The sequence below is a fragment of the Pseudomonas sp. EZ-C24 genome (assembly GCF_014525325.1).
Taxonomy (GTDB): domain Bacteria; phylum Pseudomonadota; class Gammaproteobacteria; order Pseudomonadales; family Pseudomonadaceae; genus Aquipseudomonas; species Aquipseudomonas shirazensis.
Map to the genome: position 1 here is coordinate 277,684 of NZ_JACDIU010000021.1, position 11,295 is coordinate 288,978.

Here is an 11,295-nt window from a genome sequence, read left to right on the forward strand (position 1 = left end):
TTCTCGAATTCAGTCGGGTTCAGGCCACCGCGCGGGGTGGGTAAACCCGGGTGGGCGCAAAAGGAATCAGGCAAATCAGGACCACGGCGACGCAGGCCAGCAGCAGGTAGAGGTCGGCCGAGGTCAGCACCAGCGCCTGCTGGTGCACGCGCTGAGCCAGCCCGGCTGTGCGGACATCAAGCAGCGGTGCATTGCCCAGGCTGTCCACCAGGTGATTGGAATGAAAGTGCCGGCGCAGCGTGCCGACGGCTTCCAGCAGGCCCGCAGCGATCACTGCGGCAAGGCCTTTGACGGTGTTGAACCAGGCCGAAGCGAACGGCCCTTCCTGCGGCGACATGCCGTTGGTGGACAGCATCAGCAACGGCAGCACGGCCATCGGTTGGCCGAACACCTGCAACAGGTAAAAGCCGTAGAAATCATTGCGAATCCACTGCGAGGTCAACTGGCTGCTGCCCACACAAGACAGCGCCAGCATGCCCAGGCCCAGCGCCAGCACCCAGCGGCAATCCACCGCGCGGATGTTGCATAGCGCGGCCGTCAACGGCAGCGCGATCAGTTGCGGCATCGCCACCAGCAGCATCAGCGGGCTGGACTGCGCCGGCCGGTAGCCCTGAATCTGCGCCAGGTACGCCGAAGGGATCGAGCCCAGCCCGGACAACACAATCAGCACCCCGGCGAGGGTCAACAGGGCAAAACTCAGGTTACGCCGCGAGAGCATGCGCAACTGAAAGAACGGCACCGGCTCGGACCACTCGTTGTACATGAACAGCAGCAACAGCAGCAGGCCGCCGCCAAGCAGCCAACAGATCAGCGGCGAGTCCAGCCAGCCCCAGCGGTCGCCCAGCGACAACCCGAGGACGATGCAGCTCAGTGCAGGCAAGCCCAGCAGCACGCCGCGCCAGTTGAACTGCTTGAAGCGCTCCAGCCGCAGCGGGTCCTGCGGCAGGCCCCAGGCCACACAGGCCATGGCCAGCAGCGACGGCAGGATGATCTGCCAGAACGCCCATTGCCAGCCGACGTATTCGGTCCAGAGGCCCGCCAGAGGCGTGCCGAGATTGGGTCCGAAGGTGGCGGTCAGGGCATAGCAGGCCAGGCCATAGACTTTGATTCCCGGTGGCAGAAAGCGCAGCGCCACGCTCATCAGCATCGGCGGCAAGGCGCCTGCGGCCAGGCCCTGAACGATCCGCAGCAGCATCAGGCTGTGCAGGTTCGGCGCGTAGGGTTGCAGCAGGCCCAGCACGGCAAACACGGCTATTGCGCAAAGGGTGAAGCGACGCAGGGAAAAGGTCGTCGCCAGCCACGGCGAAAAGGCCATCGCCGACACCGACGCAGCCGCATACACCGCCAGCAACCAGGCGCCCTCGTCGGCACCGATGCCCATCGCGCCGCGAATGTCGTTCAAGGAAATCTTGGTGACCGCCTCGTTCAACCCGGCGCAGAGCACAGCCAGCAGCACACCGAACAGCCCGACCACCACGCGCAGGCCAAATGCGGCCTGAGCGGGGGCGGTAGCCGCAGGGGTGGCGGAAAGCGAGGTCATATCAGGGAAATCTCCAGCAACAAATTGCACTGGAGGCATTTTAAAAAGATCGAATGCTTACGAAAACTGACTTATCGCCAGCTTTAAAGTGCGTCAGACGCAATCCGCTTGTGTCTCGAGTTCAAGGTTCAAGCCCGCAACAGGCCTTCAAGGTCTGGCGCAGCCAACGGTGCGCTGGGTCGCTATCAAAGCGCGGGTGCCAGGCCTGCATGACATTGACCCGCTCCAGCGCCAGCGGGATCTCGAACGAGCGCAGCGGCAGGCCGAGCTTGCTGACACTGCTGAGAATATTCGCCGGCATCGGCAGGATCAGGTCCGAATCGGGCAGAGAAAACAACGCCGAGTGGAAGCTCGGGGTGATCAGCGCCACCCGCCGCTGCACCTTGCAGTGGGCCAGTTCGACATCGATCGGCCCGTTGGCGCGCCCCCGGCGCGATACGCTGATCTGTGGATAACTGGCAAAGCTCTGCGCGGTCACCGGCTCGGCGAAGATCGGATGGTCCTGCCGCGCCAGGCCGATATAGAAGGTCTGAAACAGGCTCTGGATCTTGATCTCCGGGCCCAGATCGACAGTCGAGCTGATGATCAGGTCGGTGCGCCCGTCACGCAGCACACTGTCGTCGTCCCCGCCTGGGCTTTCCGGGATGAAGCGCAGCACCGTGCGCGGTGCCTGCTCATGCATCATGCGCAGCAACTGCGCGCCGTACAGGGCAATGAACAGGTCATTGGTGCGGATGTTGAAGGCGCGGTCGAGGTTGGCCAGATCGACCGTATCGGCACTGCGAAAGACCTGCCCGGCCTGCTCCACCAGCACGCTGACCTGCTCGCGCAGGGCGAGCGCCCGTGGCGTCGGCACCAGGCCACGACCGGCGCGGACCAGAATCGGGTCACCGAGCGCATCGCGAATTCGCCCCAGGGTCCGGCTCATCGCCGCCGGGCTCAGGTTCATCCGCTGCGCAGCACCGACCACACTGCCCTCATCAAGCAAGGCATCGAGGGCAACCAGCAGGTTCATGTCCGGGAGTTGCATGGCCGGTTTCCGTGACTGTTGTGGGAATGTGCATGTTAACAGCTCGCACGATTGCGCCAGACGCAACGACGCCGTGCGTGCGGGGCCATTTATCCACAGCTGGCGCTCAGCTCAGAATGGCCTGCCGGCCACATCGCCTCGCGAGGACCCCCTATGCTCCGCTCTGTACTGATCGCCATCGACGCATCCCCTGCCACCAGCAACCTGCTGGCCCTGGCGCAACGCTTCTGCCGCCCCGATCTGCACCAGTTGCATGTGCTGCTGGCGATCGACTCGACCTTCGCCGTGCACGAGCAACCCGCGCCCTTCACCCAGGCTGAGCGCGAGGAATACCCCGCTGCCTGCGAAGAGCAGCAACACGCAGAGGCCGCCATCGCCGCCGCGGTACAGACCTTGCGCGCTGCCGGCTTTGCAACCGACGGCAGCCTGCGCGCCGACCAACCGGTAGACGCCATCGTCGCTCAAGCCCAAGCGCTGGACTGCGAACTGATCGTCATGGGCCACCGCCACCTGTCACGGCTGGGTCGGCTGCTGGATCCATCGATCAGCGCCAAGGTGCTGGATCGGGTCGAAATACCGGTGCTGGTGGGGGTGACGGATTAGAAGCTTGCGTCTGGTTCGAGTACGCCGGGGGCGCTGCGCACCCCTTTCGCGACACAAGGCCGCTCCTACGGGGACCGCGTAAGTTGATCGTGCGCGGTCACCTGTAGGAGCGGCCTTGTGTCGCGAAAGGGCCGCGAAGCGGCCCCAGCAGTAATGGACACTATGGCGTTCGCTACTTTCCACCTGGCCTCACCACCACCGTACAAGTCGTCCCCGCAGCCAGCAGAAACCCCTCCGGCACGGCATCGATATGAATCCGCACCGGCACGCGCTGGGCCAGACGTACCCAGTTGAAGGTCGGGTTGACATCGGCGATCAGCTCACGGCTTTGTGGGTTGTCGCGGTCGTAGATGCCGCGGGCGATGCTCTCGACATGGCCGCTGAGGCGTTCGCCACTCATCATCTGCAACTCGGCCTGATCGCCGACACGCACGTGCGGCAGCTTGGTCTCTTCAAAAAAGCCGTAGACCCAGAACGAGTGCTCGTCGACCACCGCCATCACCGGCTCACCGATGCGCGCATAGTCGCCGCGGTGGACGTTGAGGTTGGTCACGTAGCCGTCGACGGTGGCAAGGATGCGCGTGCGTTTCAGGTCCAGCTCGGCGGCGGCCAGCTGCGCAAGGGCCTGCTGGTAATCGGCCTGGGCCGAGTTGGCGATGTTGCTGGCGTCGTCACGGTTTTCCTTGGAAATAACCAGGTTGTCGAGGTCGGCCCGGCGCTTGGCGTTGACCTTGCGCATCTCCCAGGTGGCCTTGCGTGAAGCCACCAGCGCCTTGGCCTGGTCGAGCGCAACCTGGTAATGCTCGGCGTCGATCTGGATCAGCACATCGCCCTTCTTGACCCGCTGGTTATCGCGCACCGGCACATCGGTGACGTAGCCCGGCACATCGGCGGCGACATTGATGATGTCGGCGCGCACGCGGCCGTCGCGGGTCCACGGGGTAGTCATGTAGTGCAGCCACAGCTGGCGGCCGATGGCCACGGCTGCGACCAGCACCAGCAGGGTGGCGATCAGGCTGAAGAACTTTTTCATCGAGGGGTTCTCACCAGTAGACAGTCAGCGCCAGCGCGCCGAAGAGGCAGATGAACAGGCACAGGCGCAGCAGCGCCGGGTGCCAGAAGAAGCGGTAGCCGTCATGGCTGGCGATAAACCGGTCGAGGCCCCAGGCCAGTCCTGCGGCAAGCAGAAACAACAAGGTCATGGTCGGCATGTACACACCATGGAAGGCAATTTCACGGGGCATGCGGCAGTCCTTGCGCCAGTGGCGATTGCGGGTCGAGCAGCGAGCTGCGGATGAAGTGCAGGTAGCTCTGCGCACGGCGCAGCAGCGAGGTGTCGAAGTGCCGGGCGAACGGCTCGTCGGTGGCCTGCACGCGGCTGATGGCGTGGTCGACGGCGACCAGCGCGCGTTCATGGTTGCTGGCGCTGGGCTGCAGGAACAACCGCGCCAGGGCACGGCCCATGACTCGGATCGCCTGGCGCCACGGCTGCGACTCGGCATAGGCCGGGTGCACGGGCGCGTTGTGTTGCTCCTTGCGCAGCTCGATCACGGCGTGGCCGATTTCCAGCACGACGAACATCCAGCGCATCAGTTGGCTCTGCACCTGCGGCTTGCCGGCAGCCAGGCCGTAGGCTTGATGGAGCAGGTCGCGGGTGCGGCTGTCGAAGGCCGAACCGAGCCCGCGCAGGCGCCCACCGATGGCGAACAGCACCTGCTCGCGCAAGTCCTGCTCCAGCCGGCTCCATAACCAGCGGCTGTTCGGCGGCAGGATGATGGCCCCGGCGGCGGCGCAGACCAGCATGCCCAGGAGCATGCCGATGTAGTCGTTGATGAAGGTGTACGGGTTGTAAACAGTCAGGTTGTTCGGCACCGAGCCGATCGCGAAGAACACCAGCAGGCCGATCCCATAACCGGCATAGGCTGGTCGCGACGAGAGAAACGCGCCAAGCACGAACACCGGCGCCAGCACCATGCACAGCAGCGGGAAACCGTCGATCCAGGGGAACACGAAAAAGGTTTCGAAAAAGCCGATGAAGGCCCCGAGCAGCGTGCCGCAGGCCATCTGGAACGACATGCGTTTGGGGTTTGGCGAAGCAGCCGATAGACCGGCGGTGACGGTCGCGATCAGGGTCATCATCGCCCCGCTCGGCCAGTCGCTGAGCAGCCAATAGCTGCCGAGCAAGAGCAGTACCGCCGAGGCGCGCAGGCCGGCCGCCAGCGACACCAGCCAGTTGGTCCGCGACACGTACGGTTCGTCCCACTGCTCGCGCTGGTGGCTGTGCGCCGACAGTGAGGCGTGGGTCTGGGCATAGCTGAACATCTCGTCGACCAGGCGATAGAGCAGCTCAAAGGCCGTATGAAAATCGAGCAGCTCGGCTTCGCTGGGATGGGTTTGCAGATACTCGCTGCGCAGGCCGCGCACCTGGGCTTGCAGGCCATCTTTGTAGGCGGCCAGTTCGAGGGTCAGGCGCAATGCGTCGGCTTCGGTCAGGGCCCGGCCCACGTAGGGTTCGAGCAGCTCGACGAGGGTTTCCAGGCCCGGCTCGATGGCGCCGACAATCTGCAAAGGGCCGCGCGCGCGCAGCCGTTCGAGCAGTTGATGAAGGGCATTGAAGCGGGTGCTGATGGCCATGAACTCGCTGTTCATGCGCACCAGTCGGCCGCTGCGACGGCGCATGTGCGGGTCTTCGAAGGCGGTGACGTTGCGCAGGCTCTCCAGGCCCACCGCCTCGGCGATGAAGCGCACATTGCTGGCCTCGAAACGGTCGCGCGGGGTGTTGCCGCGCAGCGCCTCGACCACCACCCCGGCAAACACGCCAAAGCGCTGGTACAAGGCGTTGCGCATGGCGGCGCTGGCCGACTGCGGCAGGATCGCCGCGCTGACCAGAGTCGACACGAGGATGCCCAGGGAGATTTCCAGCACCCGCCACACCGCCGCCATAAAGGCTTGATCGGGGTGCTCCAGTACCGGCAGGCCGATCATCGCTGCGGTGTAGCCGGCCAGCACGAAGCCATAGGCACGGAAGGTGCGATAGCGCATGGCCCCGGCCGAGCACAGGCCGACCCACAGCGCCAGGCTTGGCAAGAACAGCTCGCTGTTCTGCGGGAAGATCGCAATCAACGCGACCATCATCGCCGAGCCCGCCAAGGTGCCTAACACACGGTAAAAGCTCTTGGCGAAGACATGCCCACTCTGCGGCTGCATGACGATGAACACGGTGATCATCGCCGTGCGCGGCTGCGGCAGTTCCAGGCGCATGGCCAGCCACAGGGTAATGAACGCCGCCACCAGCACCTTGAAGATGTACACCCAGGTCACCCCGTCGGTGCGCGCCCAGGCAAAGAAGCCGCGGCGCCATTCCAGGCTGTGCAGCCAGTTCCAGAGCAGGCTCATCGGCGGTCGCCAAGACGATCGACTATGGCCAGGCTGGCCGGCGGTTTCGGCGCGGCCTGTTGCGCTGGCGCGGGCACGTCGTCCCCGGCCTGCAAGCCGCCGCCCAGCGCCGTGACCAGCTCGGCGTGAGCAGTCAGGCGCGCGGCCTGTACCTGCTGCTGAATCTGCTGCTGGCGAAACAGCAAGGTCTGCGCATTGAGCACGTTGACGTAGTCGGTCAGGCCGCGCTGGAAGGCCACCAGGGCGATGTCGTAGGTCTTCTGCGCGGCGGCCACCGACTGCTCGGCGAAGTGCGCCTGCTCGTGCATCGACTCACGGCGGATCAACTGGTCGGAGATGCCTTTCAACGCGCCGACCACCGTCTGGTTGTAGCGCGCCACCGCCACGTCATAACCGGCCGAAGCCACCCCCAGCTGTGCCCGCAGGCGGCCGCCATCGAACACCGGCAGGCTGATCGCCGGGCCGACGTTGTAGTTGAACTTGCGCCCGCTGAGAAACGCCAGCGCACCACCGCCGGTGGCCATGAACCCCAGGCTGCCGACCAGATCGACATTGGGCATGAAGCGGGCGTGGACGACTTCGATACCGCGCGCCTGAGCCGCCACCTGCCACCGCCTGGCGACTACATCCGGGCGCTGGCCGACCAGCTCGGCGGGCAGTGTCGAGGGCAATTGCAGCGGCGCGGCGAGGGCCAGAGTCGGCCGCTGCAACTGCGCGCCCTCGCCCGGGCCTTTGCCTGCCAACGCTGCCAGCTGGTTACGCGCCAGGGCAATCGCCTCGTTGACTGCATCCAGCTGGCGGTGGGTTTCGGGCAGCGGCGCCTCGGCCTGGCTGACTTCGAAGTGGGTCCCGATGCCGCCGTCAAGGCGACGCCTGGCCAGGACCACAAGCTGCTCCTGCTGCTCAAGCTCGGCCTGGACGATGTCGCGCTGAGCAAAGTGCAAGGCAAACTGGATGTAGACCTTGACCAGGTTGTTTTCCAGCTCGAGCTGGGCCTGCCGCGCTTCGGCCACGTTCATGTGCGCGAGGTCGAGCGCCTGCTCGCTGGCACTGCGCTCACCGCCCCACAGGTCGAGCGCGTAGCTCAAACCAAGGCCAGCGTTGTTGTCCCAGGTGTTGGCACCCGACAGCGCACCGGGGCCGTAGAACTGGTCCTCCGGCCAGTTGTGCCGTTTCAGGTTTGCCTGGCCATTGCCCTGCAGCTGCTCGGCCGCTTCGCTGACACCGGCCAGTGCCCGCGCTTCGCGGACCCGCGCGGCGGCCATGGCCAGGCTTGGGCTGCCGGCTATGGCCAGTTCCAGCCAGCGATCCAGCTGGCGATCGCCATAGGCCTGCCACCACTGCTGGCGCGGCCAGTGGGCGTCCGTGGCGGCCTCGGCGATGGCGTGGTCAGTGAGCAGGGTGTTGGCTTGCAGCGTCTGGGTTTGCGGGGCGATGCCCCAGGTTCCGATACAGCCCGACAAGGTCAGGCTCAGGGCACAGGCACTGAGCGCATTCAGCGCTCCGATGATGCGACGCGGCACAGCTGCGATTTCCCGAGAAGTGGATGAGGCCGGGCAATTCTAGGGGGCCGCCGGACTGGCGATAAGCGCATAATCCTGCGAATCTTTGTTACCAAAACAGCGATAATCCGCCTTTGGTCGAAGCAACGAATTCGTAACTTCATGTCACAATTTCGGCCTCTATTTTGAGAGTGACCCATGGACACCCTGCAAAACATGCGTGCGTTCAGCTGCGTGGCCCAGCTGGGCAGCTTCACCGCCGCCGCTGTGCAACTGGATACCACCACCGCCAACGTGTCGCGAGCGGTCTCCAACCTGGAAGCCCATCTGCAAACCCGCCTGCTCAACCGGACCACCCGGCGCATTGCCCTGACCGAAGCGGGCAAGCGCTACCTGATGCGCTGCGAGCAGATCCTTACCTACGTCGAGGAAGCCGAAGCCGAAGCCAGCGACGCCCATGCGCGGCCCGGCGGGCAGTTGAAGGTGCACTCGATGACTGGCGTCGGCCAGCACTTCGTGGTCGATGCCATCGCTCGCTATCGCGAAACCCACCCGGACGTGACCTTTGACCTGACCATGGCCAACCGCGTCCCGGACCTGCTTGACGAGGGTTACGACGTGTCGATCGTGCTCGCCAGCGAGCTGCCCGACTCCGGCTTCGTCTCGCAGCGGCTGGGCATCACCTACAGCATCGTCTGTGCCTCGCCGGAATACGTCGCCCGCCACGGCATGGCGCACAAGCCGGCCGATCTGCTCAAGCACGCCTGCTTGCGCATGGTCAGCCCGGTCATTCCGCTGGAAAAATGGCTGTTCGACGGGCCTGAGGGCCAAGAGCTGGTCAACATCAACAGCTCGCCGTTTCAGGTCAACTCAGCCGATGCGATGAAGACCGCGATCCGCTCGGGTATGGGCGTGGGCGTGCTGCCAATCTACTCGGCCATCGATGGCCTGCGCGATGGCAGCCTGGTGCGGGTGATGCCGGACTACCGCCTGCAGGAGCTGAACCTGTACGCGATCTACCCGTCCCGGCAATATTTGGATGCCAAGATCAAGACCTGGGTCGAGTACCTGCGCAACTCGCTGCCGGAGATCCTCGCCGCCCATGAAGCCGACCTGAAAACCCACGAGCTGCTGGTTGCCCACTGAAAAAGCTGCTGCATTGGGGCCGGGACCAATGGTAGGTTGCTATGCATTGTTCTGGCGCCAGCCTCGACCTACGCGGTCGAGGCCGGCATACCCGTAGCGCCTTGCAGAGAGTTGCCGATGAAAAAGACCGTCCTGGCCTTCAGCCGCATTACCCCGGCCATGGCCGAGCGCCTGCAGCACGACTTCAACGTGATCGTGCCCAACCCCAAATTGGGTGACATCAGCGCCCAGTTCAACGAAGCACTGCCAGAGGCCCACGGCCTGATCGGCGCTGGGCGCAAGCTCGGCCGCGCGCAACTGGAAGGCGCGGCCAAGCTGGAAGTGGTATCGAGCGTATCGGTCGGCTACGACAACTACGACGTCGACTACTTCAACGAGCGCGGCATCGCCCTGACCAACACCCCCGACGTGCTCACCGAAAGCACCGCCGACCTCGGCTTCTCGCTGATCATGGGCTGCGCCCGACGCACCGCCGAGCTGGATGCCTGGACCAAGGCCGGCAACTGGAAAGCCACGGTCGGCCCGGAGCGCTTCGGCACTGACGTACACGGCAAGACCCTCGGTATCATCGGCATGGGCAATATCGGCGCGGCGATTGCCCGGCGTGGCCGCTTCGGTTTCAACATGTCGATCGTGTATGCCGGCAACAGCCGCAAGCAGGCATTGGAACAAGAGCTCGGCGCGCAGTACCGCAGCCTCGAGCAACTGCTGGCCGAAGCCGACTTCGTCTGCGTGGTGGTGCCGTTGTCGGAGGCCACGCGCAAGCTGATCGGCGCCCGCGAGCTGCAACTGATGAAGCCCAGCGCGTTCCTGATCAACATCGCCCGCGGGCCAGTGGTGGATGAGGCGGCGCTGATCGAGGCGCTGCAGGCCAGGACCATTCGTGGCGCGGGCCTGGACGTCTACGAGCATGAGCCGCTGGCTGAGTCGCCGTTGTTCCAGCTGCCCAACGCGCTGACCTTGCCGCACATCGGCTCGGCCACCGCCGAAACCCGCGAGGCGATGGCCAACCGCGCGCTGGACAACCTGCGCGCAGCGCTGCTCGGCGAGCGCCCGCGGGATTTGGTCAATCCGCAGGTTTGGAAGCACTGATCACTACCGTTGGGGGCCGCTTCGCGCCCCCGGCGATCTGAAGGTTACGGCGCCACCGCTACAGCTTCGGGCCGCTTGACCTTGGGCTTGCGAAACACCAGCACGTTGCCTGCCATCACCGCCACCAGGCCCAACAACGCTGGCGTGGTCCATTGGTAGCCTTCGGCAAATGCCGACACGTTCAGCGCTACCAGCGGGAACAGCACCGTGCTGTACGCGGCCCGCTCCGGGCCTATGCGCCCAACCAGCGTCAGGTACGCGGTAAAAGCGATCACCGAACCCGGTATCACCAGGTACAGCAGCGAGCCGATGTAACGATTGTTCCACTCCATGTCGAACGGAATCCCGCGCAGCACGCAGTACATTCCCAGCATCCCGGCACCGTAGAGCATGCCCCAGGCGTTGGTGGTCAATGGCCGCAGCCCGGCTTTCTGCTGCATGCTCGAGAGCATGTTGCCTGCCGAAAAACACAACGTGCCAAGCAAGGCCAGGCCGATCCCGTACAAGGTTTCGCGGCTGGCGCCGTGGCTACTCAGTTCTGGCGAAAACAGCAGCCCCAGCCCGAGCAGGCCCAGTGCACCGCCGGCCAGCACGTTGCTGGCGATGCGCTGGCCGAAGAATATCCGCGCATTCAGCGCATTCCACAGGGTTGCCGTGGAGAACACCACCGCCAGCAGGCCGCTGGCGATCCATTGACTGGCGGTCAAAAAGCACATGAAGTTGACACAGAACAGGCACAAGCCCTGCGCCAGGCAGATCAGATGCCCGCGCCGGTTCATCGGTTGCAGGCGACGGGTGAGCACCAGGATGACGAACAGCAGCAGCCCGGCCAGGGCAAAGCGGTAGACGATCGATACCGGGATGGCGACCACCCCCAACTGCAGTTTCAGGGCGATCCAGGTGGTACCCCAGATGAGTACGGTCAGCAGGTACAGCGACAGGTTCATGGCGGGACTCTCTGGCAAGGCATGACGATGCAGGCAGTG

Annotated in this window: 10 protein-coding genes; 3 read left to right on the top strand and 7 right to left on the bottom strand. The window is 64.8% G+C overall.

Going from position 1 to position 11,295, the window contains the following annotated elements:
• Window positions 1-19 precede the first annotated feature (19 nt).
• Window positions 20-1,540, bottom strand: coding sequence for an MFS transporter (locus IDM28_RS18655; RefSeq protein ID WP_188036631.1), 1,521 nt, complete (start codon window positions 1,538-1,540; stop codon window positions 20-22).
• Window positions 1,541-1,661: 121 nt separating this feature from the next.
• Window positions 1,662-2,570, bottom strand: coding sequence for a LysR family transcriptional regulator (locus IDM28_RS18660; RefSeq protein ID WP_101322057.1), 909 nt, complete (start codon window positions 2,568-2,570; stop codon window positions 1,662-1,664).
• A gap of 153 nt (window positions 2,571-2,723) precedes the next feature.
• Here IDM28_RS18660 and IDM28_RS18665 point away from each other — a divergent pair, with 153 nt between their 5' ends.
• A complete protein-coding gene (locus tag IDM28_RS18665; RefSeq protein ID WP_101322058.1) occupies window positions 2,724-3,173 on the top strand; it encodes a universal stress protein in 450 nt (149 codons plus the stop codon).
• Window positions 3,174-3,345: 172 nt separating this feature from the next.
• Here IDM28_RS18665 and IDM28_RS18670 read toward each other — a convergent pair whose 3' ends face one another.
• The 4 genes from IDM28_RS18670 to IDM28_RS18685 are packed head-to-tail and all read right to left on the bottom strand — an operon-like array spanning window position 3,346 to window position 8,092.
• The gene (locus IDM28_RS18670) at window positions 3,346-4,206 is read right to left on the bottom strand and encodes an HlyD family secretion protein (protein WP_150573823.1); all 861 of its coding nucleotides are present in this window, start codon (window positions 4,204-4,206) and stop codon (window positions 3,346-3,348) included.
• A gap of 10 nt (window positions 4,207-4,216) precedes the next feature.
• On the bottom strand, window positions 4,217-4,417 hold the full coding sequence (locus tag IDM28_RS18675; RefSeq protein ID WP_101322060.1) for a DUF1656 domain-containing protein: 201 nt from the start codon (window positions 4,415-4,417) through the stop codon (window positions 4,217-4,219).
• Window positions 4,407-6,569 carry an FUSC family protein gene (locus IDM28_RS18680; RefSeq protein ID WP_188036632.1) on the bottom strand — a complete coding sequence of 721 codons (2,163 nt, stop codon included), beginning with the start codon at window positions 6,567-6,569 and terminating at the stop codon, window positions 4,407-4,409. Before IDM28_RS18680 ends, IDM28_RS18675 begins: the two co-directional genes overlap by 11 nt.
• Window positions 6,566-8,092: an efflux transporter outer membrane subunit gene (locus IDM28_RS18685; protein ID WP_188036633.1), complete on the bottom strand. Its 1,527-nt coding sequence runs from the start codon at window positions 8,090-8,092 to the stop codon at window positions 6,566-6,568. Before IDM28_RS18685 ends, IDM28_RS18680 begins: the two co-directional genes overlap by 4 nt.
• 177 nt (window positions 8,093-8,269) lie before the next feature.
• Between IDM28_RS18685 and IDM28_RS18690 the strand changes: the two genes are divergently transcribed.
• On the top strand, window positions 8,270-9,217 hold the full coding sequence (locus IDM28_RS18690; RefSeq protein ID WP_101322063.1) for a LysR family transcriptional regulator: 948 nt from the start codon (window positions 8,270-8,272) through the stop codon (window positions 9,215-9,217).
• A gap of 117 nt (window positions 9,218-9,334) precedes the next feature.
• Complete coding sequence (locus IDM28_RS18695) at window positions 9,335-10,309, top strand: 2-hydroxyacid dehydrogenase (RefSeq protein ID WP_188036634.1); 975 nt, start codon at window positions 9,335-9,337, stop codon at window positions 10,307-10,309.
• A gap of 44 nt (window positions 10,310-10,353) precedes the next feature.
• Here IDM28_RS18695 and IDM28_RS18700 read toward each other — a convergent pair whose 3' ends face one another.
• Window positions 10,354-11,256 (bottom strand): DMT family transporter, encoded by a 903-nt coding sequence (locus tag IDM28_RS18700; RefSeq protein ID WP_188036635.1) that lies wholly within the window; start codon window positions 11,254-11,256, stop codon window positions 10,354-10,356.
• Between the last annotated feature and the right edge of the window lie 39 nt (window positions 11,257-11,295).